Origin of the sequence: Gluconacetobacter entanii, assembly GCF_003206495.1 — a bacterium.
GTDB lineage: Bacteria > Pseudomonadota > Alphaproteobacteria > Acetobacterales > Acetobacteraceae > Novacetimonas > Novacetimonas entanii.
The window spans coordinates 19,746-44,925 of record NZ_NKUF01000021.1; the positions used below are offsets into that span (position 1 = coordinate 19,746).

At 62.2% G+C, this 25,180-nt stretch carries 22 protein-coding genes; 11 read left to right on the top strand and 11 right to left on the bottom strand.

Annotation, left to right across the window (positions count from 1 at the left end):
• Window positions 1–26: 26 nt before the first annotated feature.
• The gene (locus CFR72_RS10240; RefSeq protein WP_110913854.1) at window positions 27–647 is read left to right on the top strand and encodes a thioredoxin domain-containing protein; all 621 of its coding nucleotides are present in this window, start codon (window positions 27–29) and stop codon (window positions 645–647) included.
• Between the two features lie 24 nt (window positions 648–671).
• The gene (locus CFR72_RS10245; RefSeq protein ID WP_110913855.1) at window positions 672–5,228 is read left to right on the top strand and encodes an AAA family ATPase; all 4,557 of its coding nucleotides are present in this window, start codon (window positions 672–674) and stop codon (window positions 5,226–5,228) included.
• Window positions 5,229–5,295: 67 nt separating this feature from the next.
• On the opposite strand, the gene CFR72_RS10250 is transcribed toward CFR72_RS10245, so the two are convergent.
• Window positions 5,296–6,816 carry an acetyl-CoA hydrolase/transferase family protein gene (locus CFR72_RS10250; protein ID WP_110913856.1) on the bottom strand — a complete coding sequence of 507 codons (1,521 nt, stop codon included), beginning with the start codon at window positions 6,814–6,816 and terminating at the stop codon, window positions 5,296–5,298.
• A 751-nt stretch (window positions 6,817–7,567) separates the two neighbouring features.
• On the opposite strand from CFR72_RS10250, the gene CFR72_RS10260 reads away from it, so the two are divergent.
• The 4 genes from CFR72_RS10260 (at window position 7,568) to CFR72_RS10275 (ending at window position 10,755) form a co-directional block, all read left to right on the top strand.
• Complete coding sequence (locus CFR72_RS10260) at window positions 7,568–8,269, top strand: metallophosphoesterase (protein WP_110913880.1); 702 nt, start codon at window positions 7,568–7,570, stop codon at window positions 8,267–8,269.
• Between the two features lie 78 nt (window positions 8,270–8,347).
• Window positions 8,348–8,683 (top strand): chorismate mutase, encoded by a 336-nt coding sequence (locus CFR72_RS10265; RefSeq protein ID WP_110913858.1) that lies wholly within the window; start codon window positions 8,348–8,350, stop codon window positions 8,681–8,683.
• Between the two features lie 10 nt (window positions 8,684–8,693).
• The gene (locus CFR72_RS10270; RefSeq protein ID WP_110913859.1) at window positions 8,694–9,245 is read left to right on the top strand and encodes a SixA phosphatase family protein; all 552 of its coding nucleotides are present in this window, start codon (window positions 8,694–8,696) and stop codon (window positions 9,243–9,245) included.
• Between the two features lie 211 nt (window positions 9,246–9,456).
• A complete protein-coding gene (locus CFR72_RS10275) occupies window positions 9,457–10,755 on the top strand; it encodes a citrate synthase (RefSeq protein ID WP_110913860.1) in 1,299 nt (432 codons plus the stop codon).
• A 158-nt stretch (window positions 10,756–10,913) separates the two neighbouring features.
• On the opposite strand, the gene CFR72_RS10280 is transcribed toward CFR72_RS10275, so the two are convergent.
• The gene (locus tag CFR72_RS10280) at window positions 10,914–11,153 is read right to left on the bottom strand and encodes a hypothetical protein (protein ID WP_110913861.1); all 240 of its coding nucleotides are present in this window, start codon (window positions 11,151–11,153) and stop codon (window positions 10,914–10,916) included.
• Between the two features lie 234 nt (window positions 11,154–11,387).
• Here CFR72_RS10280 and CFR72_RS10285 point away from each other — a divergent pair, with 234 nt between their 5' ends.
• Window positions 11,388–12,149 carry an orotate phosphoribosyltransferase gene (locus CFR72_RS10285; protein WP_110093757.1) on the top strand — a complete coding sequence of 254 codons (762 nt, stop codon included), beginning with the start codon at window positions 11,388–11,390 and terminating at the stop codon, window positions 12,147–12,149.
• Window positions 12,150–12,179: 30 nt separating this feature from the next.
• Window positions 12,180–12,983, top strand: a complete 804-nt coding sequence (gene murI / locus CFR72_RS10290; protein ID WP_110913862.1) for a glutamate racemase — start codon at window positions 12,180–12,182, stop codon at window positions 12,981–12,983.
• An 11-nt stretch (window positions 12,984–12,994) separates the two neighbouring features.
• Here the strand turns inward: murI and CFR72_RS10295 are convergent, their stop codons facing one another.
• Window positions 12,995–13,999, bottom strand: a complete 1,005-nt coding sequence (locus CFR72_RS10295; RefSeq protein WP_110913863.1) for a polyprenyl synthetase family protein — start codon at window positions 13,997–13,999, stop codon at window positions 12,995–12,997.
• Between the two features lie 194 nt (window positions 14,000–14,193).
• On the opposite strand from CFR72_RS10295, the gene CFR72_RS10300 reads away from it, so the two are divergent.
• Window positions 14,194–14,952 (top strand): tRNA1(Val) (adenine(37)-N6)-methyltransferase, encoded by a 759-nt coding sequence (locus CFR72_RS10300; RefSeq protein ID WP_244182249.1) that lies wholly within the window; start codon window positions 14,194–14,196, stop codon window positions 14,950–14,952.
• 83 nt (window positions 14,953–15,035) lie between these two features.
• Here the strand turns inward: CFR72_RS10300 and CFR72_RS10305 are convergent, their stop codons facing one another.
• The 7 genes from CFR72_RS10305 to uvrC all read right to left on the bottom strand — a co-directional run bounded on the left by CFR72_RS10305 (window position 15,036) and on the right by uvrC (window position 22,388).
• Window positions 15,036–16,040: a ribonucleotide-diphosphate reductase subunit beta gene (locus tag CFR72_RS10305; protein WP_110913865.1), complete on the bottom strand. Its 1,005-nt coding sequence runs from the start codon at window positions 16,038–16,040 to the stop codon at window positions 15,036–15,038.
• 215 nt (window positions 16,041–16,255) lie between these two features.
• Window positions 16,256–18,112: a ribonucleoside-diphosphate reductase subunit alpha gene (locus tag CFR72_RS10310; protein WP_227744381.1), complete on the bottom strand. Its 1,857-nt coding sequence runs from the start codon at window positions 18,110–18,112 to the stop codon at window positions 16,256–16,258.
• Between the two features lie 270 nt (window positions 18,113–18,382).
• Window positions 18,383–18,901: a molybdenum cofactor biosynthesis protein MoaE gene (locus tag CFR72_RS10315; protein ID WP_110913866.1), complete on the bottom strand. Its 519-nt coding sequence runs from the start codon at window positions 18,899–18,901 to the stop codon at window positions 18,383–18,385.
• A 7-nt stretch (window positions 18,902–18,908) separates the two neighbouring features.
• Window positions 18,909–19,163 (bottom strand): molybdopterin converting factor subunit 1, encoded by a 255-nt coding sequence (moaD, locus tag CFR72_RS10320; protein ID WP_110913867.1) that lies wholly within the window; start codon window positions 19,161–19,163, stop codon window positions 18,909–18,911.
• A 47-nt stretch (window positions 19,164–19,210) separates the two neighbouring features.
• Window positions 19,211–19,717, bottom strand: coding sequence for a hypothetical protein (locus CFR72_RS10325; protein ID WP_110913868.1), 507 nt, complete (start codon window positions 19,715–19,717; stop codon window positions 19,211–19,213).
• Window positions 19,718–19,823: 106 nt separating this feature from the next.
• Entirely contained in the window at window positions 19,824–20,423 is a 600-nt protein-coding gene (gene pgsA / locus CFR72_RS10330) for a CDP-diacylglycerol--glycerol-3-phosphate 3-phosphatidyltransferase (RefSeq protein WP_110913869.1), read from the bottom strand.
• A 93-nt stretch (window positions 20,424–20,516) separates the two neighbouring features.
• Window positions 20,517–22,388, bottom strand: coding sequence for an excinuclease ABC subunit UvrC (gene uvrC / locus CFR72_RS10335; protein WP_110913882.1), 1,872 nt, complete (start codon window positions 22,386–22,388; stop codon window positions 20,517–20,519).
• Between the two features lie 487 nt (window positions 22,389–22,875).
• Between uvrC and CFR72_RS10340 the strand changes: the two genes are divergently transcribed.
• Entirely contained in the window at window positions 22,876–23,670 is a 795-nt protein-coding gene (locus tag CFR72_RS10340) for an exodeoxyribonuclease III (protein WP_110913870.1), read from the top strand.
• A 102-nt stretch (window positions 23,671–23,772) separates the two neighbouring features.
• On the opposite strand, the gene CFR72_RS10345 is transcribed toward CFR72_RS10340, so the two are convergent.
• Entirely contained in the window at window positions 23,773–24,489 is a 717-nt protein-coding gene (locus tag CFR72_RS10345) for a response regulator transcription factor (protein WP_110913871.1), read from the bottom strand.
• 219 nt (window positions 24,490–24,708) lie between these two features.
• Here CFR72_RS10345 and CFR72_RS10350 point away from each other — a divergent pair, with 219 nt between their 5' ends.
• Window positions 24,709–25,176, top strand: a complete 468-nt coding sequence (locus CFR72_RS10350; protein ID WP_110913883.1) for a L,D-transpeptidase family protein — start codon at window positions 24,709–24,711, stop codon at window positions 25,174–25,176.
• Window positions 25,177–25,180 lie beyond the last annotated feature (4 nt).

Below are 25,180 nucleotides of genomic sequence, written 5' to 3' on the forward strand. Positions count from 1 at the left end.
GTTTTCTTATCCGGAGGTCCGCTGCAATGCTTATCAAACGTCGCACACTGCTTGCTTCCGCCGCGCCTGCCCTGATGCTCGGCGCCGGGGTGGCTTCGCGCGCGCGGGCACAGGCGGCCGATCCGCGCCTTGCCATCCGCGCGCTGGGCAATCCGTCCGCCAAGGTGCATGTGGAGGAATGGTTCTCCCTGACCTGCACCCATTGCGCCCGCTTTTCGCAGGAAGTCTTTCCCGAGGTGCGCAGCAAGCTGATCGATACGGGGAAGGTCTATTACATCTTCTGTGATTTCCCGCTGGACCAGGTCGCGCTGTCGGCCGCGATGATCGCGCGCGCCCTGCCCGGCGACCGGTATGAGGCGTTCGTGCTGGCCCTGCTCGCCAGTCAGGACCGCTGGGCGTTTGGCAAGGACGTCAACCCGCAGGACGAACTGCGCAAGATGGCGGCGCTGGCGGGCATGTCGGCGGAGCAGTTCCAGCAGACGCTGGCCGATGACAAGCTGCGTCACGCCATCATGGACGAAGAAGACCGCGCGCAGGCCCAGTACAAGATCGACGGCACCCCGACATTCCGTTTCAACGACAAGGAACAGGTCTCCCAGGAACTGACCTATGAGCAGTTCGCCCAGAAAGTCGATTCCATTTCCTGATTTCCCAAGGCAGCCGGTTTCTTCATGACAGCACGTTTCGCCCGCCTTCGCATTGCCGGATTCAAGAGTTTTGCCGATCCGGCGTCCATAGAAATCCTGCCGGGCCTGACGGGTATTGTCGGGCCCAATGGCTGTGGCAAGTCGAATGTGGTCGAGGCCCTGCGCTGGGCCATGGGGGAAACGTCCGCGCGGTCCCTGCGCGGGGGGGAAATGGATGACCTGATCTTCGCGGGCACGGCTGCACGCCCCGCGCGCAACACGGCGGAGGTCACGCTGTCGCTGGAGGGCACGGCCGAGGTCGCCCCGCCCCCGTTCCAGGGGCAGGATGAACTGCAGGTCGTCCGGCGTGCCGAACGTGGCGCGGGAAGCTGGTATCGCATCAATGGCAAGGCCATGCGCGCGCGCGACGTGCAGACCCTGTTTGCCGATCTGGCGTCGGGGGCGCGTTCGTCCGCGATGGTCAGCCAGGGGCGCGTCTCCGCCCTTGTGAATGCCCGTCCCGAAGAACGGCGCACCATTTTGGAAGAAGCCGCCGGCATCACCGGCCTGCATGGACGGCGGCATGAAGCGGAACTGAAATTACGCGCAACCGAAGCGAACCTTGAACGTGCGGAGGACCTGCGCCTTCAGCTTGAGGCACGCCTCGGTGACCTGCAGGCGCAGGCGACGCAGGCCGCGCGGTATCGGGAACTGTCGCAGGGACTGCGTGAGAGCGAAACCATGCTGCTCGCGCTGCTGCATGCGCGTGCGCGCAATGCGGTGACGCAGGCGCGCGACACCCTGCATGCCACCCGTCAGGCGCTGGTCGCGGCGGAACAGGCCGCCGAAGACGCCACCATCGCGCAGTTCGAGGCAACGCAGGCCCTGACCGGACTGCGCACGCAGGCCGACACCCAGCGCAGCCTGCTGGAACGGCATCGGGTGATGGCGGAAAATATCGCAGCCGAGGTCGCCCGTGCCAACGCCGCCGTGGCGGAGGCGCAGGCCAGCCTGGAGCAGTGCCAGCAGGATCATGAAGCCGCCCTTGCACGTCAGGGCGACGCCCGGACCATGCTGGAACGGCTGGAGACGGAACGTGCGGACGCACAGGCCGCCCTTGACGCCCTGCCCGAACGTCGGGCGCAGGCGCGTGAAGAACTCGCCCGGCTAGAGGCGCAGGCGCGCGATCAGGGCGAGGCCCTTGAAAAAACGAGTGTCGCCGCGCGGGAAGCGCAGTTGCGCTTTGCCCAGATGGAAGAGGCCCGCACCGCCGCCAGCGAACGGCAGGCACAATTGCAGGCCCGCCATGACGAGATCGCGGCGGAAGTTACGCGCCTGCGCGCGGAAATGCCCGACGCGGACATGCTGGCGGCCCTTGACGGCACGGTGGCGGAGGCAACGCAGGCCGCCCGGCAGGCCCGCGCCGAACTGGAAACGGCAACACAGTTTCAGTCCGACTGTGTGCTCAAGGCGAATATCGCACGCAACGAGGCGTCGGAGACCCGGCGCCAGCACGAGCAGGCCGCGCAGGAACTGGCGCAGGCAACCGCGCGGCTGGAAACCCTGCAACGCGATCATGCCGCGCTGAACAGGCGTGAGGCGGAGGCACGCGAACTGCTGGTGGCGCAGGACCGGATGGCGGCGCTGGGGCACGATGTCACGACGTCCGAGGCCGCCTTTGATGCCGCGCGCGAGGCGCTTGAACGTGCGGAGGTCGTGCGCACCGAACTTGCGGCGACGGAAATGGAAGTCCGCGCCCGTGTGGAGCAGGCCGCCACACGGCGCACCACGCTGGAGCAGGCGACCCGTGCCGCGCGTTCCGCCTGTGCACGCGCGGCGGCCCAACTGGCGTCGCTGGCGGAAGAAACCGCCCGGATCGAGCGTGAGGCCCTGCCCCCCGGCAAGCTGGAAGAAGCCATTGCGGCGCGCAAGGCGGCCGAGCAGGATCATGGCCGTGCGGAAGAAGCCCTGCAGGCGGCGGAACGGCGGATTGCCGACAGCCGCACCGAAAGCGAGGCACAGGCCCGCCGTCTGGGTGAACTGACCGCCGCACTGACGGGCATGGACGCCGAAGCCGACGGACTGGCCAAGGCCCTTGCCGCCGATGGCGCGGCGCAGGACAGCGGTGCCCCCGATATCGCCACGCTGCTGCATATTCCCGAAGGACTGGAAACGGCCCTTGCCGTGGTGCTGGCGGAGGGGCTGGAAGCCTCGGTTTCGTCCGCGGCGGCACGACAGTGGCGCGACCTGCCTGCCCTTGACGTCCCCGCCTTTCCCGCAGGGGGCATCCGTCCCCTGCGGACCCTGATCGATGCGCCCGAAGCACTGGCGCGCGTGCTGGCGTTTGCCGGACTGCTTGACGATGAGGCGGATGGCGATGCGTTGCAGCGCCAGCTTGCACCCGGACAGTGCCTTGTGACCCGTGACGGGGCGTTGTGGCGGTGGGATGGGTACCGGCTTGCCGGAAACCTGCCCAGCCGTGCGGCCCTGAAACTGCGCCAGATCAACCGCCTGCGTGACATTCGCGCCGAACTTGAACGGCTGCGCGCTGAACTTCCGGATCGCAGGCAGGCGGCCAGTGACGCACAATCCGCGCTGGATGCGGCCATGGCCGCGATGAAGGAAACCCGCGCCCGGCGGGCCGGTGTCGAGGAAAAGCTTGGTCAGTTGCGGCGGCAGGAATCCGAACTGGGACGGCAGGATGCGGCGGTGCGCGCGCGTCTGGATACGATTGCCGTGCAACTCGATTCCGCACGCGCCGCCGATGCCGAGGCACGCCAGACGCTGGAGGCCGCGCAGCGCGAGGAAGCGGCCGAGCCTGCCCCTGCCCTGCTGCAGGCGGAGCTTGAGCGTGCGGCGGCGGCGGCGGTTGCGGCCCGGCAGGAGGAAGCACAGGCCCGTCAGGCCCGCCAGGACACTCAGGCAAAGCTTGAATCGGCCCGGCGGGCCCTTAATGAAGCGGTCAACCGCCATGGCGAGGCGGAGACGCGGCTTCAGGCGATCACGCCCGCCCTTGCCCGCATGGCGCAGGACCTTGCACAGGCCTGGCAGGATCATGAACGGGCACAGGCCTATCAGGTTTCGCTTCCGCCGCCAGAACAGGCCGCAGCCATACTGGACGCCGCGCAGCAGGCGGCGGAAGCGGCCGCGCAACGCCTGTCCGCCGCACAGGACGGCAGGGATGCGACACAAAAGGCGCTTGAGGACGCAACGCAGGCCCGGACCGAGGCCGGGAACCGCCAGCATGAGATCCGCAGCATTCTCGACGCGCAGGAACCGCGCCTTGACGAGGTGACGCGCGAACTTGCCGCCATTTCCGAAACCTGCGCACGCATCGCCGCCGATCAGGCCGCCCTGCCCGACCGGGATGTGCTGGCCCGCGAACTCGAAGCATTGCGCGGGGCATCAGCGGCAACACGGCAGGCGGAGCAGGAACTGCGCGACCTGCTGGGACGTATCGAGACGGAACATGACGCCCTGACGCAGCGTATTTCCGCAGCCGTGGCTGGCCTGGCGGAATGGCGCGAACGGGTGGAGGCGACGCAGCGCGACGTGGCGGCCACGCAGGAACGCCTGCGTGTCGCGCAGGAAGATCATGCCCGCACGGCGCTGCAGCCCGAGGAAATCACATCGCGTAGCGAAGCCGTCACCACCGACCTGTCCACCGCGGAGGAGCGGCATAACCAGTCGGCGGAGGCGCTGAAGGCCGCGGAAAACAGGCTGGCCGAGGCGCAGGCTGCCCGTGAAAAGGCGGATGCCGCGATGATCAGCATGCGTGAGGATGTGCTGCGCGCGGAAGGCAGGCAGGAGCAGGCCGATGCCATCCTTGCCCAACTCCTAGCGGAATCGCAGCCGCCAGCCGGTGTCGTGCCGACCGACCTGAGCGAATCGGCCGAAGCCGGATTGCGTCGCAAGGTCGGCCGCCTTGTGCGTCAGCGCGATGAACTGGGGCCGGTGAACCTGCGTGCGGAGATCGAGGCCAACGAGGCGGGAGAGAAGATCAATACCATCATGACCGAACGCGCGGAGCTTGAATCCGCGATTGCCCGGCTGCGTGGGACGATCGGCAACCTCAACCGCGAGGGACGGGAGCGGCTGATGGCGGTCTTTTCGCAGATCGACCACCATTTCCAGTCCCTGTTTACGCGGATGTTCAATGGCGGTCGTGCGCATCTGGGCATGGTCGGCAATGACGATCCCCTGCAGGCGGGACTTGAAATCTATGCCCAGCCGCCGGGCAAGAAACTGGCGACCCTGTCGCTGCTGTCCGGTGGGGAGCAGGCGCTGACGGCGCTGTCGCTGATTTTCGCGGTGTTCCGCTGCAATCCCGCCCCGATCTGCGTGCTCGACGAAGTTGATGCGCCGCTTGATGACGCCAATGTCGGCCGGTTCTGCGGCCTGCTTGGCGATATGGTGGCGGAGGCCGGCACGCGGTTCCTGGTGGTCACCCATCATCAGTTGACGATGGCGCATATGGACCGATTGTATGGCGTGACCATGCAGGAACGCGGGGTCAGTCGCGTGCTGTCGATCGACCTGGAACGCGCCTCGGCCATGGTGGCGCAGGAGAATGCATCCCCCGCGCACGCCGTATCACCCTGACGCCGATAAAGACACGGCACAGGCCGTACCAGCCTGTCCCGCGGGACAGGCTGGCGGTTCGTTATGGTCAGGACGGAAGCATGGAGCCCGTTTCGATGAAGCGCTGGTGCCATGACAGGGCTTCGGTCAGCAGGTGCGGAGACTGCTGCCCGAACGACCCGGCGCGGGCACGCTTGTAGTAATCCTGCAGCATCGGGCGATAGTCGGGATGCGCGCAGTTGGCGATGATGACTTCGGCGCGCTGCTTGGGCGACAGGCCACGCATGTCGGCCAGACCCTGTTCGGTCACCAGCACCTGCGAATCCTGCGTGATGTGATCGACATGCGACGCCATCGGCACGATTGCCGAAATCTTGCCGCCCTTGGCCGTCGAGGGCGTCATGAAGACGGAGATGTAGGCATTGCGGGCAAAGTCGCCCGAGCCGCCGATGCCGTTCTGGATCTTTGATCCCATGATCTGCGTGGAGTTCACGTTGCCATAGATGTCGGATTCGATCAGGCCGTTCATCGCGATACAGCCAAGGCGACGGATCAGGCCGGGATGGTTGCTGATGTCCTGCGGGCGCAGGATGATCTTCTTCTGGAACTCCCGCATGCGCGAATTCAGCGATTCCGCAGCCTCGGGGCTGAGCGAGAACGCGGTGGCCGAGGCGACGCGCATCTTGCCCGTTTCCAGCATGCCCAGCATGCCGTCCTGGATCACCTCGGTGAACGCGGTCAGGTTTTCGAACGGTCCTTCCTCCAGTCCGCCCATCACGGCGTTGGCGACATTGCCCACGCCCGACTGCAGCGGCAGCAGCGACTGCGGCAGGCGGCCGCGCGCGACTTCGTGGCGGAAGAACTCCATCAGGTGTCCGGCAATGGCCTTGGCCGAGGCGTCGGGCGGGCTGAACGGCGCATTGCGGTCGGGCGCGTGGGTTTCGACGATGGCCACGATTTTGGCCGGGTCCACACGTAGCGACGTCTCCCCGATGCGTTCGTCGGGCCGGATCAGGGGGATGGGCTGGCGGTGCGGCGGCAGCGCGGTGCCGGTCCAGATGTCATGCATCCCCTCAAGCGCGCTGTCCTGCCAGCTATTGACCTCGATGATGACCTGTTTCGCGGTGTCGAGCCATGTCTTGGAGTTGCCGACCGAGGAGGACGGCACGATGCTGCCGTCCTCGCGGATGGCGGTGGCCTCGATGATGGCGGTGTCGATCTCGCCAAAGAAGCCGGCCCATGCCATCGGCGCGACATGGCTGAGATGCATGTCGAGATATTCGGTCTCGCCCTTGTTGATGCGCGCGCGCAGCGTCGGGTCGGAGTTGTAGGGCATGCGGAAGGAGATGCCGTTGACCTTGGCCAGCGCACCGTCGAGTTCCGGCCCGGTGGAGGCACCCGTCAGCAGGCGGATACGGAAATCGTTACCCTTGGCATGTTCGCCTTCCATCAGGGCGGCCAGCGCCTCGGGGACCGCCTTGGGATAGCCTGCGCCTGTAAAGCCGCTGGTGCCGACCGTCATGCCGGGCTTGATGAACGACGCAGCCTGTTCTGCGGTCGTGATCTTTGCCCGGAGCGCCGTATTCCGGATTCGGGTGTGGTCGATCATGAACTTTCCCTCAAAGTCTTTTTTTGTGTGCGCCAGCGCATCTGCTGCACCGGGCCGGTTGTCGTTGGTGATGCCCCCCGTGCGGTCCGGGGCGGTTTACGTTACGCCCCTGTTGCGCGTGGGCCATCCGATGCGCCCTCCCCCTGCCGACCCTGACGGCCGATCCGTGCCGTGACGTTTTCCCTTACAGGATTGTTACGGTGCAGGCGATATGGGGGAATGCGCATCGTTTTCCCTCCTGACATCTGTTCTCCGTCTCGGGGCGGGCGTCACAACAAAAGCGTGTGACAGTTGCGTCGCGCCTGCATCACCGGCTTCACGATTGCTCTAGCGGCGGATCTGGATATGATTATGTGCAATGTGACCATGTGATTTTCGCATGACCCGGGCATCCGGGGCGTTATCTATTGTCGATGCGCAACATCGTGGAGACGTCAAGGCAAGCCATCCCTGTGTTTGTGGGTAGTGCAAGGATCGTTATCCTGATGGATAATAGCCCAGATATGCGCATCTCTGGTGCGTCTGTTCTGCTATGGTTCGGTCAGGAAGCGGCGATGGGCCGTCATTCATGTTTCAGGGAGAGGATTTTCGTTTGAGACGTCGATTACCCTCCCGTTCCCCACAGGCCTTGACGGGTGATGTTGCATCCTCCCCCGGTTTCTCCCCCCGCGTGCCGGGTGTGTCCACGGGTGCCGATCCGGTGGGGGAAACCCGCCATCCGCTGGCCCCCGACAATGATGCCATTGCCCGGATGATCGGTGGGCGGCGCATCCGTATCGTGGGGGATGTGCATGGTGACCTGCATGCTTTCCGGCATGCGGCGGCAACGGACCGGTTCCTGATACAGTTGGGGGATCTGGTGGATTACGGCCCCGACAGCGTGGGGACGTTCCGGCTGATGCAGCAACTGATTGATGAACGCCGCGGGCTGTTCGTTCTGGGCAACCATGACCGCAAGCTCGCCCGTGCCCTGTACGGGCGCAAGATGCGGCGTGATCCTCCCCTGATGGAGACCCTTGCGCAGTTTCTGGCGCCCGAAAATGAGGATGTGCGGGTGCGCGCGATCGATGACCTGTCGATGGCGCCCGCATGGATCGTGCTGGGGAAATATGTCTTCGTGCATGGGGGATTCCATGTGCGCATGCTGGACGAGGCCCCGCCCCCCGGCCTTGGCACGGTCACCCCCCTCCTTTCCAGCGCGCTGTTCGGGGAGACGACCGGCCGGATGCAGAAGGACGGATATCCCGAACGGCGCCTGAACTGGGTGGATCACATTCCTGCGGGCTATACCGTCTATTGCGGTCATGACCGGCGTTCGACGGACGGGCGCCCCTGGGTGCGCACCGGTCGCGCCGGGGGCACGGCGATCTTTACGGATACCGGCGCGGGCAAGGGCGGGCATCTGGCATGGATCGACCTGCCGGGGATCGACCTAACTGCCCCCCGATCCTGACGGACCCGTCATACAGACCTGCTTTTACCCTGCGTTTGCTGGTATTCTACTAGTATTTTACTGGGAGCCTGGACCTACATGAATGAAACACCCGTGACCGCCGTGCCGGACGAGGCGCGCGATGCCCTGCTGGAACTGCGTCGCAGCATCGACAACATTGATGCGGCGCTGGTTTACCTGCTGGCGGAACGTTTTCGCCATACGCAGGCCGTGGGACGCCTGAAGGCGCGTTACCAGATGCCCCCTGCGGACACGGCGCGCGAAGCCCAGCAGGTCGAACGCCTGCGCGCCCTGGCCCGCAGCGCGAACCTTGATCCCGATTTTGCGGAAAAATTCCTCGCCTTCATCATTAAGGAAGTCATCCGGCATCACGAGGCCATCGCCCGTCATGCCGATGACAGGCCCCAGACCTGAAATCCCGGGGATGTCAGATCTTGATGAAGGCTGGCGGCGGGCCTCCCACCGGCTTGTACTGATGCGCCATGCGCAGGCGCAACCTGCGGCCTTTGGTGATTTCGCAATGGATGCCGATCTCAGGCGTCCCCTGAGCGCGCAGGGGCGTCGGTCTGCACGCCAGCGGGGCCGTGACCTGCACGGGATCGGGTTCGTTCCCGACCTGGCACTGATCAGCCCTTCCCTGCGCACGCGGGAGACATGGGCGGAAATGGGATCATTTTTCGGAGATCGCGCGCCCGATGTCCAATATGTGAACGCACTTTACGAAACCTCTGCGGAGCATATCCGTGATGTGCTGTGGGAGGTGGATGAAAAATACTGTAATATCATCGTCTTATCTCACAATCCGGGTATTGGAAACCTGGTCGTGGAACTGGCGGGACGCGCGGGTTCGGGCAGTCTTCCCCCCGCACTGTCGCTTGGCTTCCCCCCTGCCGCAATGGCGTGCTTTTTCAGCGCAATTCCGTGGAATAATAACTGGAATTCCGAAATGAAACTGTATCGCGCCATGTGTGACTGATGCTTGCGCGGCATGGCTGCCCCGGATTGCCATGGATGCCATTTCGTCCTTATCTCGGTTTCAACGCCCGCCATGATCCACATTGGACGGGTGGGCACATAAAACGTGGGCAGGCACGAAACTGTCGCCAGAACGGCAGGCTGCCCCAAGGTTGGAGACACGTTTCGCCATACCGCGACAGCGACGGCGGACGACCAGGAGGAAGTGTTTGATGAGCGAGTCAGGAAAAACCGCGACTATCTCGCTAGGCGAAACGAGCGCAACGCTGCCGGTTCTGTCCGGCACGCTGGGCCCGGATGTCGTTGATATCCGCAAGCTGCCTGCGCAGGCTGGCGTATTCACCTTTGATCCGGGCTATGGCGAGACGGCGTCGTGCACCAGCAAGATCACGTTTATCGACGGTGAAAAGGGCATCCTGCTGCATCGGGGATATCCCATTGCGCAACTGGCGGAAAAAGCCACGTTCATGGAGGTCGCCTATCTCCTGCTCAATGGCGAACTGCCGGACCAGAAGGCTTATGACACCTTCGTGACGGATATCAAGCACCATACCCTGCTGCATGAACAGATCCGCAATTTCTTCAACGGGTTCCGTCGCGACGCGCATCCGATGGCGATCCTGTGTGGCACGGTGGGCGCACTGTCGTCCTTCTATCATGACGGGATCGACATCTCGAACGCGGCAAGCCGCAACCTGTCGGCCATGCGCATCATTGCGAAGATCCCGACCATTGCTGCGTGGGCCTATCGCTATACGCAGGGTGATACGTTCATCTATCCGCGCAATGACCTGTCCTATGCGGAAAACTTCCTGTCCATGATGTTCGCGGTTCCCAGCGAGCCGTACAAGATCAATCCGGTGCTGGCCCGCGCCATGGACCGTATCCTGATCCTGCATGCGGACCATGAACAGAATGCCTCGACCTCGACGGTGCGCCTTGCGGGATCCACGGGGGCCAACCAGTTTGCCTGTATCTCCGCCGGTATTGCGGCATTGTGGGGACCCGCGCATGGTGGCGCGAACGAAGCCGTGCTGAAGATGCTGGCCTCGATCGGGCACAAGGACAACATCCCCGACTTCATCGCCAAGGTGAAGGACAAGAGCAGCGGCGTGCGCCTGATGGGCTTTGGCCATCGCGTCTACAAGAACTTCGATCCGCGCGCCAAGATCATGCAGGCCACCTGCCACGAGGTCATGAGCGAACTGGGCATCAAGGACGATCCGCTGCTCGACCTTGCGATCGAACTCGAAAAGATCGCGATCAGCGACGAATATTTCGTCAAGCGCAGCCTGTATCCGAATGTCGATTTCTATTCCGGCATCATTCTCAAGGCCATGGGCATCCCGACCAGCATGTTCACGGTGCTGTTCGCCGTGGCGCGCACCACCGGCTGGATCAGCCAGTGGAAGGAAATGATCGAGGAACCGGGCCAGCGCATCGGTCGCCCGCGCCAGCTTTATATCGGCTCCCCGCAGCGCGACTTCACGCCTATCTCCGAACGTCCCTGATCCCTGCCCTTTCCCCGGCCCGTCGGGTCGGGGAAAACAGGCACGGGCCGCATCTGGGCCAATGAAAACTGGCCTCTTTCATATATGAAAGAGGCCCGTTCGCATGTGTGGAGACCCGTCTGGCGACATGCATGCCGCCAGACGGGTGCTGGCCGTGTTCAGGCGCAGTCGCACCCGGCCGTCGGGCCGGCCTTGTGATGGACGACATGATGGTCAATCCATTCGGAAACCAGACGCCGTGCCTCGTTCAGCGATGCCTCGGGATGGTGAATGCGATACAGCGTTGTGCAGGCATGAAAGGCGGAAACATCGGTTGTCCCCACCTGACGCAGTTCCTGGTACGCGGTAACAACGGCCCGTTCGCAGTTGCGAACGATATGGCTTGTTTCAGAACCCACGATAAGACACCACCCGAAAATGAGAATTATTATTAACTAGGTGAAGTCTAGTCGATAACCTGCACTGAAATCAAGAAAACACTTTTGACCATTTCTCAAATTCATGTTTTTTCAGGGAAAACGTATCTCCGCAGCACAATGTTGCGCCCGCCTGCTCTAATTATGGATTTTCGGCGCTTTTCCCGGTAAGCGTCTTTTCAACATTTCATCATCCCTCATCTGGAGTCAGGTTAGATGCACGACGCAACAGGAAATGGCGCTGGTCTTTCAACCGGTTCAACCGCATGGGATCGGGATGCCGCGCTGACGACCGCGCGTCTCCTGCTGGAAATCAAGGCGGTCAATTTCCGTCCCGATGAACCATACACCCTGACCTCGGGCTGGAAATCGCCGGTTTATATCGACTGTCGCCGGATCATTTTCTTTCCCCGCGCACGCCAGAAGATCATGGAGCTGGGCGTGGAAAAGATCGGCCGCCATGTCGGTTACGAAAGCATCGATGCCGTGGTCGGCGGGGAAACGGCGGGGATTCCCTTTGCCGCATGGATTGCCGACCGGATGATGGCGCCGATGGCCTATGTCCGCAAGAAGCCCAAGGGCTTTGGCCGCAACGCCCAGATCGAGGGCGATGTGCCGGAGAACATGCGTACCCTGCTGGTGGAGGACCTGACGACGGATGGGTCGTCCAAGGTGCAGTTCGCGCAGGCCCTGCGTGATGCGGGTGCGATCGTGAACCACACGTTTGTCGTGTTCTTTTATGGCGTCTTCCCCGGCGCGTACCAGACGCTGGCGGACATGGACATCACGCTGCATGCCCTGTGCACATGGTGGGATATCCTTGAGGCCTGCTCTGGCAAGCCGTATTTCTCCGAAAAGGACGCGAATGAGGTGCGCCGCTTCCTTGAAAATCCCTGCGCGTGGTCGGCCAAGCATGGTGGCGTCGCCAGCGCGGAGGAGGCCCTGGCCCGCAAGCTTGCCGCCGCCAAGGGCGCCTGATTCCAGATGTGATGGATGGCGTGACGGGACGTGCGGATACTTGCATTTGATTCAGGTATCGGGGGCCTGGGAATCGTACGCTGCCTCAGGCAGGACATTCCCGGGGCCTGCATCGACTACCTCGCCGATACGGCTGTCTTTCCCTATGGGGAACAGGCGGATGATTTTCTGGTCGCACGTATTGTCACGCTTGTTGGGCAGGCCATTGCACGCCTGCGGCCCGATCTGGTCGTCATCGCGTGCAATACCGCCAGCACGCTGGCCCTTGGTGAACTGCGCGCACGCCATGACGTGCCTTTCGTGGGCTGTGTGCCCCCCATCAAATGGGCGGCCGACCTGACGCAAAGCAGGACAATCGGCCTGCTGGCCACGCGGGCGACACTGACGCGTTCCTATCTGCATGACCTGCGAAACCGGTTTGCGCCGGACTGCACCCTTGTGACCTATGGCGCGCGCAACCTTGCGGATCTGTCCGAACTGGCCTTTCGGGGGCAGCAGATCCCGGATCAGGCCATCAGCGCAGAAATGGCGGGGCTGTTTTCCCAGCCAGGGGGCGATGCCATTGATGTGGTGGGGCTGGGGTGCACCCATTACACATTCCTGCTGGATCATTTCCGACGGCTTGGTCGCCCCGGCCTGAACTGGATCGACCCGGCACAGGCCGTATCACGACAGGCCGCGCGCCTTGCCCACCGTATAGGGAACATCACCGCGAAGCAGCAGGAGACAGGACAGGCATTCTTTACTGCCCTGCCAGAGGATATCGGGGCAGTGCTGCCGGGATTGCGCCGTATGGGATATGAAACCGCCCGCCCCTTTGCGGAGCGGGCCTGATGGCAGGTTGATTACCGCAGGCGGCTGACGGTGTAGGACGCCGTATCCTGCAGCAGTTGTTTCAGGCGCGACGGCGGGAACATGTCCAGCGCCTGTGACGCGGCGTTGGCATAGCGGGTGGCGTGATCCAGCGTGATGCCGATTGCATTGGTCCGGGCAATCAGTTCGAGCGCATGCTCAAGATCGCCGGGCTTCTGCTCGCTCTCTTCGATGACGCGTCGCCAGAAGGCGCGGTCTTCCTCGGTGCCTGCGGTGTAGGCTGTCAGTACCGGCAGGGTGATCTTCCCTTCGCGGAAGTCATCGCCGATCGTCTTGCCCAGCGTGGCCTGATCCGCCGCGTAATCCAGCGCATCATCGACAAGCTGGAACGCCATGCCAAGGTTGGTCCCGTAGGAATCCAGCGCCTCTTCCGCCTTGAGCGGCTGATCGGCCACGACGGCACCGACCCGGCAGGCGGCGGCGAACAGGGCCGCCGTCTTGCCATGGATCACTTCGAGGTATTTTTCGATGCTGGTCGAAAGGTCGTTCTGCGTGGACATCTGCAGCACCTCCCCTTCCGCGATGGTCGCGGAAGCGGAGGACAGGATGCCCATGACCTTCAGCGACCCATCATCCGTCATCAACTGGAACGAACGGGCGAACAGGAAGTCGCCCACCAGCACCGATGCCTTGTTGCCGAAGATGGCGTTGGCGCTGGCCAGGCCACGGCGCAGGGTACTCTCGTCCACCACGTCGTCATGCAGCAGGGTCGCGGTGTGGATGAACTCCACACACGCCGCAAGGGCGACATGGCGCTGGTGTGTGGCATCGGGCTTGTACCCGCACAGTCGCGCCGACGCGAGCGTCAGCAACGGGCGCAGCCGTTTCCCGCCCGCTGCGACAAGGTGTGCCGCAAGCTGGGGGATCAGCGCGACCGGACTGTCCATGCGTTCAACGATCGCACGGTTGCATGCCGCCATGTCATCGGCGAGATATTCAGCCAGGTCGCGCAGGGCAACCTCAGATCCGTCTGCCATCGGGCGTCGAGCCCCTTTGTCTTTCTGACTTGCCGTTTTATCGGATTCCGGCAGACTAACTGCAAGGCCCAAAAGGTTATTCTCCCGGTTCCGAAGGTTCAATCTATCAGAGTATATGAGCGGCGCCGGAAAGGCGGTCAAGCCGGAGGACGAAACCGAATGCTTAATGCGCACGTATGACGGCGATCTCGTGCATGGATACGCTGCCCCCCGTGACCCTGGGAACGCTGCTGAACGGACGGGTGCGTTACCGTCAGTTTTGCGATGGATACCGTACAGGACTGGAACCTGTCCTGATGGCCGCCTGTGTTCCCGCACGCGCCGGACAGTATGTACTGGAAGGGGGATGCGGCGCGGGCGCAGGACTGCTGTGTCTTGCAACACGGGTGCGCGGGGTTTGCGGGATCGGGCTGGAATGCGATTCCCCGACCGTCCTGCTGGGCCGGATGAACGTGGAGGATAATGGATTCGATGCGATTCGGATCCTGCAGGCGACCCTTCCCGTGATCCCCGATGATTCGCGGCTCAGTGGTCCGGGCGTGCGGCGCATTGACCATGCCTTTGCCAATCCGCCATGGCATGACCACGCCAGTACCCCCTCCCCCATGCCGCGCCGCGACAGGGCGCGTCGCCTGCCACGGGCGGGTCTGGCCCAATGGGTGGGCAGCCTGTCGGCGCAGTTGCGCCATCATGGCACCCTTACGCTTGCGGTGCCCGCGACCCTGCTTGACCATGCGATCAGCAGCATGGGGGAAAACCGGCTGGGCGATGTCACGGTATTCCCCTGCTGGCCCAGTCAGGGGGTCGCGGCGAAGATCGTGCTGATACGCGGGCGTATGGGGTCACGCACACCTGCGCGGCTGCTGCCGGGGATCGTGCTGCATCATGCGGACGGCACCTTCACACCCGAAGCGTGCGCCGTCCTGCGTGATGGCCAGCCCCTTCTCGACTGAGCCGGAATCCAGCCACCGGAAAATATTGTAAGGACGTCGGAGAGCGCCGCCTTTTGATCTAAAAAGGCGGCACCCGGAAACTTTCAGTCGAAAGCTTCATCCCACGTGCCCTGCGTGGCGGCGCGGCTATATTCGGTGGAGCGGTTTTCAAAGAAATTCGCATGTTCCACCGCATTGACCATCTCATCCACCCAGGGCAGCGGGTTGGTTGCGACGTCATACAGCCCGTCAAGCCCAAGCTGGCCCAGGCGCCGGTTGGCGACAAAGCGGATATACTGCTTCACCTGTGCGGCATCGAGGCCTTCCACCGGTCCCATTTCAAACGACAGGTCGATGAAGGCATCCTCATGCTCGACAATGTCGCGGCAGATCTGGCGGATGTCGTCCTGTAGCCTGTTCGTCCAGATTTCGGGGTTTTCCTGGATGAACACCCGGAACAGGCGCGCCATAGACACACAGTGCAGCGTTTCATCACGCACCGACCATGACACGATCTGCCCCATGCCCTTGAGTTTGTTGAAGCGCGGAAAGTTCAGCAGGATCGCGAACGAGGCAAAAAGCTGCAGCCCCTCGGTAAACGCGCCGAACGCCGCGAGCGTACGGGCGATCTCGTATTTGCTCGAGACCGAGAATTTCTGCATGTAGTCATATTTATCCTTCATTTCCTTGTATTTCAGAAATGCGGAATATTCGGCTTCGGGCATGCCGATCGTATCAAGCAGATGGCTGTAGGCCGCGATATGGATCGTCTCGATATTGGAAAACGCCGACAGCATCATCAGCACTTCGGTTGGTTTGAAGACCTGGCTGTAATGCTTCATGTAGCAGTTGTTCACTTCCACGTCCGACTGCGTGAAGAAGCGGAAAATCTGCGTGACAAGGTGCCGTTCGCTTTCCGTCAGGCTGCGGTGCCAGTCCTTGACGTCGTCGGCAAGTGGCACTTCCTCGGGCAGCCAGTGGACCTGCTGCTGCGTCAGCCACGCATCATATGCCCAGGGGTAACGGAAGGGCTTGTAAACCGGGTTCGCGGTCAGCAGGTCGAAATGCTGCTCGGTCCGGGTTTCCGGGCCGGATGGTGTGTCGCTCATTGATGCTCGCCCTATCTGAAGCCAAATAGGGTCAGGGCTTATCGACTAGACGGGCGGCACGCAACCTGAAAAACCACTCCGGAAAATGTCATGCAAACCATCAAAAGTTTTTAGTGAAGCTTTTTTCAAAAAGCTTCGAAGAACGCCGCCTTTTTGAAAAAAAGGCGACACCCAAAAACTTTTATTTTTATCAACGCATTATTTCACATGCGCCCTTACTGGCAGGCAAGGCATTCCTCATAATCGGTCGAGGACGCAGACGGTGGCAGCGGCGGCAGGACCGCATCGCTTTCCTTTTGCATGATGTCGTTCTTTCCCTTGCCGTCACTGACGGCATCAGCACGCTGGACCGACAGCGAACGGCAGTAGTACAGCGACTTCACCCCACGTTTCCACGCCATGTAGTGGATCTGGTGCAGGTCGCGCTTGTGCACGTTGGCGGGCAGGAACAGATTGATCGACTGTGCCTGACAGATGAACGGCGCACGGTCGGCGGCATGTTCGATGACCCAGCGCTGGTCCAGTTCAAACGCGGTCTTGAATACGTCCTTTTCCTGCTGGCTCAGGAAATCCAGATGCTGCACGCTGCCCTTGTTCAGGGTGATGGATGACCAGACCTCATCCGTATTGCGCCCCTTTTGCGTCAGCAGGCGGTCAAGATGCCGGTTGCGCACCGTAAAGGAGCCCGAAAGCGTCTTCTGCAGGAACACGTTTGCCGCGATCGGCTCGATCCCCGGGCTGGCATTGCCGGCGATGATCGAGATCGACGCCGTTGGCGCAATGGCCATCTTGTTCGAAAACCGCTCCATGACGCCATATTCCGCAGCGTCGGGACAGGCGCCAAGCAGTTGCGCCAGCTTGTGCGAGGCGGCATCGGCCTGCTTGCGGATATGCTCGAAAATCCGCTTGTTCCAGACCTTGGCGATCACGCTTTCAAACGGGATGTTCTTGGCCTGCAGGAAGCTGTGGAAGCCCATCACCCCAAGCCCGACGGAGCGTTCGCGCGCGGCGGCATATTTGGCGCGTTCCATGTCGTCAGGCGCGCGGTCGATGAAGTCCTGCAGCACCCGGTCGAGGAACAGCATCACGTCCTCGATGAACTGCGGGTCGTCCTTCCATTCATCCCACGTCTCAAGGTTGAGCGACGACAGGCAGCACACGGCCGTGCGCTCCTTGCCGTGATGGTCCATGCCCGTTGGCAGCGTGATTTCGGCGCACAGGTTGGAGGTCTTGACCTCCAGTCCCGCCAGCTTGTGATGCTGGGGACGCGCATTGTTCACATGGTCGGAATAGATGATGTACGGCTCGCCCTGCTCCATGCGGGCCGTCAGGATGCGGATCCACAGCGCACGGGCCGAGACCTTGCGGATGTGGCTGCCGTCCTTGGGCGACAACAGCGCCCATTCCTCGTCCGCGGCCACGGCGCGCATGAACGCATCGGACACCAGCACCCCGTGATGGAGGTTGAGCGCCTTGCGATTGGGATCCCCGCCGGTCGGACGGCGCAGTTCGATGAATTCCTCGATTTCCGGATGCCAGACCGGCAGGTAGACCGCAGCCGATCCCCGGCGCAGCGACCCCTGGCTGATGGCCAGTGTCAGGCTGTCCATCACCCGGATGAAGGGGATGACGCCCGACGTCTTGCCATTGCGGCCGACATTTTCACCGATGGAACGCAGGTTGCCCCAGTAGGACCCGATGCCGCCGCCCTTGGAGGCCAGCCACACATTCTCGTTCCACAGATCGACAATGCCGCGCAGGCTGTCATTGGCTTCGTTCAGGAAGCATGAAATCGGCAATCCGCGCGTCGTCCCGCCATTCGACAGCACCGGTGTCGCGGGCATGAACCAGTGGCGGGAGATGTAGTCATACAGGCGCTGTGCATGGCCCTCGTCCGCGCCGTAATAGGACGCGACGCGGCCGAACAGGTCCTGATATCCCTCACCCGGCAGGAGGTAACGGTTGTCCAGCGTCGCCTTGCCAAACGCCGTCAGCAGTTCGTCACGGCTGCGATCGACGCGAACGGGGAAGCCGCCCGGTAACTGGACGACGTCATCAAACATCTCGGGCATGGTGGCCGCATCCTTTCCGTGGATGGCATCCTGTTCATTACCGTAACCCTCGACCCCGGAACCGGTGATGCCATCCAGACTCATCCACTTGAACTCCATAAGCTGGCCGTGACATGTCGCAGGATCGGGTGATCCTGTTCCTGTGTGCCCGGTCATTGCGGCTGTGGCGCTATATATGGACCAAACCGCGCATCGATGCACTACATATATGGCCGGGGTGACTGCTCCCGAATCTCGGGAAATCCGGGGTCAAGGGAAAAAAGTTATTTTTTACTCCGCTTTTGTGGGCGAAACCTGGGGAGATGGCGTGGGGAGTCCGGGGGTGTCCGCCTCCTCCCCCTCCCATCGTTGCAGACATTGTGCGTCCTGTTCGCGCGGCTGCACCCACTGGATGCGACCGTCACGGAATTCCTCTTTTTTCCAGAATGGTGCGCGGCTCTTGAGCCAGTCCATGACGAATTCGACAGCGGCGAAGGCGGCGCCACGGTGGGCGGCCGTGCAGATGACCAGCACGATCGGCGCCCCGACCGTCAGCCGCCCGACGCGATGGATGATGGTGCAGCCCGACAGCCCGAATCGGGACGCCGCCGATTCGGCGATTCGCGTCATCATCGATTCGGTCATGCCGGGGTAATGTTCCAGTTCCAGCGAACACAACCCCCCGTCCCCACGGACCATCCCGACAAACGACGCCACCGCCCCCACATCGGAATGTCCCGCCAGCAGGATGGAGCTTTCATGTGTGGGATCGAACGGTTCGGTCTGAACACGGACATGGATGCACGGCATGGCAGTGCTATCCCCCCGTAACCGGTGGGAAGAAGGCGATCTCGTCATCCGGGCCGATGCTGGCGTCCAGCGTCGCGAAGGACTGGTTGACCGCAACGCGCACCAGTTCCGGCTGCCCGAAGATTTCACCATATTCGCCGCCACGCCCATGCAGCACCTGCACGAGGTCGCTGACCCGCGTCACGCCGGGGGGCAGGGTCATGGCTTCGCGATCACGGCCAAGGCGGTCCCGTAGCCATGCGAAGTAGAGAATGTCCGGCATCCGCCCACCCTTTTGCTGCCTCAGGTTCTGCTGTGCGTAGCGCTATATCAGGGATGGGGTTGCTCGACCACCGCGCCATCGGCCTGGATCACGGTTTTGCTGCCATCCGCATGGGGGACGATGATGGCCGAATTCGCGGCCTCGGCACGGTTTATGGTGGAATGGCCCGTGCCGTGGTGTCCGTCCTGCACGGCTGGCATGTCGGTCGGCAGGTCGTCGTCGTCACCGATGCTCAGCGATCCCCCGTCGAGCAGTTGCTGCGTGCCATTGGCGGAACGGCGCACGAAATGCCCGGATTCCGCATGCACGCGGCCCGAACTGATATCCGCCAGCGTCGGCATGGACTGGATCTGGTTGGCCCATATGTCCTGTCCCTGCGACAGGATCGGTGGCTCCGCGACGGCATGTCCCATGGAACGGCGCACATTTTCGGATTCCATCTTGGGCATGTTCGGAAGGCTGCCGGGCAGTTCCGTGCTGTCGCCAAGGATGTCGCCAAACCCCCCACACCCCGTCAGGCATAGCAGCAGCAGGAACGGGGCCTTGGGACGCATCGCACTCTCCTTGGTTCATGGCGTATACAACCATAAGGAGAATTTGCCCGGATATTCCCGCAACCACAAGTGGTATATGTGCGTGACACAATCATCGTAGGATGGATCAGGGAACGATGTTGCCCACTGACTGGTTGTTGCGGGTGACGTGCTGGATGCCGGTGGACAGGTAATCCCACCCCGTAACCAGGGTCAGCGCGGCTGCGATCCACAGCATGATCGCCCCCATCAGATCGACCGGAAGCCATGTGATGTGCAGCAGGCCGGCAGTGCTGTCCCCCGCCAGCAGGAAACCGATGGCGGTCATCTGGACCCCGGTTTTCCATTTCGCAAGGCGCGTGACCGGCAGCCCCACCTTGGTGGTGGCCAGATATTCACGCAGGCCGCTGACCAGGATCTCGCGCGAGAGGATGATGATCGCGGGATAGAGCGTCCAGTAAGGAAGCCGCGCAAGCCCTGCCAGTACCATCAGGCACGCCCCCACCAGCAGCTTGTCGGCAATGGGGTCGAGCATGCGGCCAAGGTCGGAATTCTGGTGCCACGCGCGGGCCAGCTTGCCATCAAGGTAGTCGGTAATCCCGGCCAGGATGAAAATGACGCATGCGGCGCAGTCCGTGCCCGGTGTGTTGATGACAACCAGCAGCACAACGACCGGCACCGCAACAATCCGCGACAGGGTCAGGAGGTTAGGCAGGTCAGTAAGCATGGTTCACCAGCTATATCCAAGGACAGCGCGAAACAAAAACATCTATAACGCTGGTCTGCCCGCTCATTTGCTCACATCTGCATGACATGAGGATCATTCCCCGGTCCATTCGGGATGGAAAAAACCGTATATTGTCCGTGCGGTATCCCGACTGATGCCCGGTGCGGATTCCAGTTCCCCCAAACCTGCCTGACGCACGCCCCGCGCCGAACCAAACCGGTTCAGCAGGGCGCGCTTGCGGGCCGGACCGACACCGGGAATATCATCGAGTTCGGATTTGACCAATGTTTTTGACCGTCCCGCGCGGTGGGTCGTGATCGCAAAGCGGTGGGCTTCGTCACGCAGGCGCTGGAGGTAGTACAGCACCGGGTCACGTGGGGGGAGCTGGAACGGGGGGCGGTCCGCAGTATGGAACCACTCGCGCCCGGCGTCGCGGTCGATGCCCTTGGCAATCCCGACCAGGGTCACATCCGTAACCCCGAGTTCGTCCAGCACCGCGCGCACGGCCGAATACTGTCCCGCGCCACCATCGATCAGCAGGATGTCAGGCCAGTCGTCAGGCCGTGTCCCCTCCTCGCGGTCGCGCATGGCACGGCTGAAACGGCGTTCCAGCACCTCGCGCATCATGCCGAAATCGTCGCCCGGCGTGATCGGCCCCTTGATGCCGAATTTGCGATAGGCCCGTTTTTCAAAGCCTTCGGGGCCGGCCACGACCATCACGCCATAGGCATTCGCCCCCATGATGTGACTGTTGTCATAGGTTTCGATCCTGCGTGGTGGTTCGGGAAGGCCAAAGAGGTCAGCCACACCCCGCAGCAGGCGGGCCTGCCCCGCGCTTTCCGCCAGCCTGCGTTCCAGCGCCTCGCGCGCGTTGAGTTCGGCATGTTCAAGCACCGCGCGTTTTTCCCCGCGTTGCGGATGGATGATCTCAACACGCCGCCCGCGGCGGAGTTCCAGCGCGCTGCTCAGCAGTTCATTGTCGGAAATGGCGTGGTTGACCAGGATCTGGCCCGGCGGGGGCTTGTCATCGTAAAACTGCGCCAGGAACGCGGCCAGCACGTCGGCGGCGTCCTCGTCACGGGCATGGCTGGGGAAGAAGGCGCGGTTGCCGTTGTTACGCCCCCCCCGGATGAAGAAGACCTGGATGCATGACTGTCCCGCGATCTGCCAGATGGCGACGATATCGGCATCCGTCATCGTGGTCGGGTTGATGACGCTTGCGTCCTGCTGCATCGCCGACAGGCCGCGGATGCGGTCACGGATGGCCGCCGCGCGTTCGAACTGCAGCGCGCCTGCGGCCTCCTCCATCTGCTGGACCAGTTCTTCATGCATGCGCGGGTTCTTGCCCGACAGGAAATCGCGCGCCTGCTTGACCAGGTCGGCATAATCCTCCTGGCTGATCATGTCCACGCAGGGGGCGGAACAGCGGTGGATCTGGTGCAGCAGGCATGGCCGCGTGCGGGATTTCAGCACGGAATCCGTGCATGAGCGCAGCAGGAATGCCTTTTGCAGCAGGTTCAGCGTCTGGTTGACCGACCAGGCGGAGGCAAACGGCCCCCAGTAGGACGCGCCCTTGACCGGCTTGCCCCGGTGTTTCGCAATCTGGGGAAATTCATGTCTGTCGGTCAGGATGATCCATGGATAGCTTTTGTCGTCACGCAGCAGGATGTTGTAACGCGGCTGCATGCGCTTGATGTAGTTGGCCTCCAGCAGCAGGGCTTCGGCCTCGGTATGGGTGGTCACGATTTCCATGTATGCCGTTTCCGACACCATGCGACGCAGCCGCTCCGGCAGGCGGTGGACCTGCGTATAGGACGTGACGCGTTTCTTGAGCGCCAGCGCCTTGCCGACGTACAGCACCTCCCCATTGCGGCCCAGCATGCGATAGACCCCCGGAGACAGGGGCATGGTCTGCAGGGCCCTGTGTATCGCGGCAACGCCGATCGGCGGTGCATCCGCAGGCATGCTGTCGCGTGGCGGGAGGTCCACGGGGGAGAGGGTCGTGGTGATGGTCTTTTCGTCCGGTGTCATTGAAAATCGTTCATCCACCGATGTTGTGGATAAGTCTGTGGAGCAGAGGCAGAAAAAATCATGCGCATGGCGGTTTTCCTCCCCTGCCCTTGGATTGCCCAAAAAAACATCACAACGCATAACCAGTTGATATAAAACAACTATGGATGGGTGCGGGATGAAAGGATCGCCCGAAAGCGTGCAACTTGCTGGAAAACAATGATGTCAAGCCCTCGGGTAAATGAAATTCACAGGTGAAGGCCGCTTCTGGCTATTTCGAGGTTTTCCCATGTGAATTCAAGGCTTCTTCTGGATCTGTTCTACTTTCGTGCGATATGTCGGTGTTTTTCGCGGCATCCGCATATCCTTTTTTCGGGAAATGTTTGTCCCGCATGTCGCGAATTGCCCTTGTCAGGGGGGATGCGATGGGTAATGCACCCATATGCGTATCGTGACATGGAATATCAATTCGCTGCGCCTGCGGATGCCCCTGCTGGAGCGTCTGTGCAGGGAAAACCAGCCCGACATTGTCTTCCTGCAGGAAACCAAGGTGACCGACGACCTGTTCCCGCTGGAGGCGGTGCAGGCGCTGGGATTTGCCCATGTGTGCTTTCGCGGGATGAAAAGCTACAATGGCGTTGCGATCCTCAGCCGCCAGCCCATACGGATGCTGACCGACATGCCGGACTGGTGCGGCAAGGGGGATTGCCGTCATCTTGCCGTGCAGCATGGCGAAGGCCCGGATGCCGTCATCGTGCATGATTTTTACGTCCCGGCGGGTGGCGATATCCCCGATCCGGTGGAAAATCCGAAATTCGCGCACAAGCTTGCGTTCGTGGAGGAAGCCCGCACCTGGTTCGCCCAGCGCGATGTCCGCCGGACGGTGGTGGTGGGCGACCTGAACATCGCCCCGCTGGAGCACGATGTCTGGAGCCACCGGCAGCTTCTGAAGATCGTCAGTCACACGCCGGAGGAAACGTCACGCCTGCTGGCATGGCAGGATAGTGGCTTTGTCGATGCCATGCGGCATTTCGTCCCGGCGGAGGAAAAGCTCTACACATGGTGGTCCTACCGCAACCGGAACTGGAGTGTCTCCAACCGTGGGCGTCGGCTGGACCATGTCTGGGTGACGCCCGACCTTGTGCCGACCTTGCGTGACATGTCGGTCCTGCGCCCTGTCCGCGACTGGGAAAAGCCGTCGGATCATGTGCCGGTCATGGTCGATCTGGCGATATAGGGATGTAAGGCGCGCATCCGGGGGCAGATGCGGCAGTCAGGCTGATGCCCCGTGCGGTGAAACGTGGGAAACATTTCACCGCATGGCATGCAGGACAGAGGCTCAGGCCGCGCTCTTGCCGCCTTCGGGGTCGAGGCGATATCCCCCCCCTTCGGTGACAAGCAGCGTGGCGTTCGTCGGATCGGGTTCGATCTTCTGACGCAGGCGATAGATATGCGTCTCGAGCGTATGGGTCGTCACGTCCGCGTTATAGCCCCAGACCTTGTTCAGCAGCACCTGACGCGGTACGGGGCGTGTCCCGGCGCGATACAGGAATTTCAGGATCGCGGCTTCCTTTTCCGTCAGGCGGATGCGGCGGTTCTTTTCCGTCTCCTGCAGCAGCTTGGCCGAGGGGCGGAAAATGTACGGGCCAATGGCGAAAACGGCATCTTCGCTGTTTTCGAAAATCCGCATCTGCGCCCGCAGCCGCGCCAGGAGTTCCGCGATACGGAACGGCTTTGCCACATAGTCGTTGGCACCGGCATCAAGCCCGCGCACCACGTCCGTTTCATCATCCGAACCGGTCAGGATGATGATCGGGATGCGTTTGCCCTTGCGCCGCAGGTCGGCGCAGAAATCCCGCCCGTCACCATCAGGCAGTGAAACATCAAGGATGATCGCATCGAAACGGGCCCCCGGCGCATTCAGCTTTTCCCATGCTTCAGCGACGGACCCTGCCTCGATTGCTTCAAATTCACTTTCAACCTGCAGCTGTTCAACGAGCATTTGACGTAACGTCTGATCGTCGTCCGCTATCAGAATGGGACGTGCACCCGCCATCGAACCCTCTTTTATAACTTTGTCCGTTCCGAGATTCGGAATCGGTTATTCGACTTTCATGATACGATAACCCTCGCATCAGGCTGTCGCCCAATGATCGCGAAACCATATCCAGCCATACGCAGGCCGGACATAACACACATGCGACCTTACACAGAGAAATTCATGATACGCGCTATTTTGCAATCGAATACCGGTCTGGACGCACAACTGCATTGCATGAACGAGCGGATGCCCGCCTCCATCGGCGCAGGTGGCGTCACATTGCATAAAGTCGAAGGAGATCATGCCACTCCGGTTGGACTCCTTCCGTTGCGGCGGGTTTTCTACCGTGCGGACCGGGTCGCGGCGCCTGTCTGCCACCTGCCGGTGGAGCCGTTATCGCCACATGACGGCTGGTGTGACGATCCGGCCGACGCCGATTATAACCAGTATGTGATGCTTCCCCATGCCGGTCGGCATGAGCGTCTGTGGCGTGACGATCACGTGTACGACATCGTGGTCGTGCTGGGATACAATGATTCGCCGCCCGTGCCCGGACGCGGCTCCGCGATCTTTTTTCACCTGCCCCCCGCGGGTGGCGGCCCGACCGAAGGCTGCATCGCGGTGCCGGAGGCCGAACTGCGTCGCCTGCTGGCAATGGGCCTGTCGGAAATCGAGGTCCTGCCCCCGGGCACGAGGCCCTGAAACC

What these genes read in the sequence shown, in the direction of transcription:
- CFR72_RS10345 (WP_110913871.1), bottom strand. Translation starts at nt 24,489, where the DNA reads ATGGCGGGTGCACGTCCCATTCTGATAGCGGACGACGATCAGACGTTA.
- moaD (WP_110913867.1), bottom strand. Translation starts at nt 19,163, where the DNA reads ATGCCGGACATTCTCTACTTCGCATGGCTACGGGACCGCCTTGGCCGT.
- CFR72_RS10295 (WP_110913863.1), bottom strand. Translation starts at nt 13,999, where the DNA reads ATGGCAGACGGATCTGAGGTTGCCCTGCGCGACCTGGCTGAATATCTC.
- uvrC (WP_110913882.1), bottom strand. Translation starts at nt 22,388, where the DNA reads ATGCCTGCGGATGCACCGCCGATCGGCGTTGCCGCGATACACAGGGCC.
- CFR72_RS10305 (WP_110913865.1), bottom strand. Translation starts at nt 16,040, where the DNA reads ATGAGCGACACACCATCCGGCCCGGAAACCCGGACCGAGCAGCATTTC.
- CFR72_RS10350 (WP_110913883.1), top strand. Translation starts at nt 24,709, where the DNA reads ATGAACGAGCGGATGCCCGCCTCCATCGGCGCAGGTGGCGTCACATTG.
- CFR72_RS10245 (WP_110913855.1), top strand. Translation starts at nt 672, where the DNA reads ATGACAGCACGTTTCGCCCGCCTTCGCATTGCCGGATTCAAGAGTTTT.
- CFR72_RS10315 (WP_110913866.1), bottom strand. Translation starts at nt 18,901, where the DNA reads ATGCCGTGCATCCATGTCCGTGTTCAGACCGAACCGTTCGATCCCACA.
- CFR72_RS10285 (WP_110093757.1), top strand. Translation starts at nt 11,388, where the DNA reads ATGCACGACGCAACAGGAAATGGCGCTGGTCTTTCAACCGGTTCAACC.
- pgsA (WP_110913869.1), bottom strand. Translation starts at nt 20,423, where the DNA reads ATGCTTACTGACCTGCCTAACCTCCTGACCCTGTCGCGGATTGTTGCG.
- CFR72_RS10325 (WP_110913868.1), bottom strand. Translation starts at nt 19,717, where the DNA reads ATGCGTCCCAAGGCCCCGTTCCTGCTGCTGCTATGCCTGACGGGGTGT.
- CFR72_RS10340 (WP_110913870.1), top strand. Translation starts at nt 22,876, where the DNA reads ATGCGTATCGTGACATGGAATATCAATTCGCTGCGCCTGCGGATGCCC.
- CFR72_RS10250 (WP_110913856.1), bottom strand. Translation starts at nt 6,816, where the DNA reads ATGATCGACCACACCCGAATCCGGAATACGGCGCTCCGGGCAAAGATC.
- CFR72_RS10310 (WP_227744381.1), bottom strand. Translation starts at nt 18,112, where the DNA reads ATGCCCGAGATGTTTGATGACGTCGTCCAGTTACCGGGCGGCTTCCCC.
- CFR72_RS10275 (WP_110913860.1), top strand. Translation starts at nt 9,457, where the DNA reads ATGAGCGAGTCAGGAAAAACCGCGACTATCTCGCTAGGCGAAACGAGC.
- CFR72_RS10240 (WP_110913854.1), top strand. Translation starts at nt 27, where the DNA reads ATGCTTATCAAACGTCGCACACTGCTTGCTTCCGCCGCGCCTGCCCTG.
- CFR72_RS10265 (WP_110913858.1), top strand. Translation starts at nt 8,348, where the DNA reads ATGAATGAAACACCCGTGACCGCCGTGCCGGACGAGGCGCGCGATGCC.
- CFR72_RS10300 (WP_244182249.1), top strand. Translation starts at nt 14,194, where the DNA reads ATGGATACGCTGCCCCCCGTGACCCTGGGAACGCTGCTGAACGGACGG.
- CFR72_RS10270 (WP_110913859.1), top strand. Translation starts at nt 8,694, where the DNA reads ATGTCAGATCTTGATGAAGGCTGGCGGCGGGCCTCCCACCGGCTTGTA.
- CFR72_RS10260 (WP_110913880.1), top strand. Translation starts at nt 7,568, where the DNA reads ATGATCGGTGGGCGGCGCATCCGTATCGTGGGGGATGTGCATGGTGAC.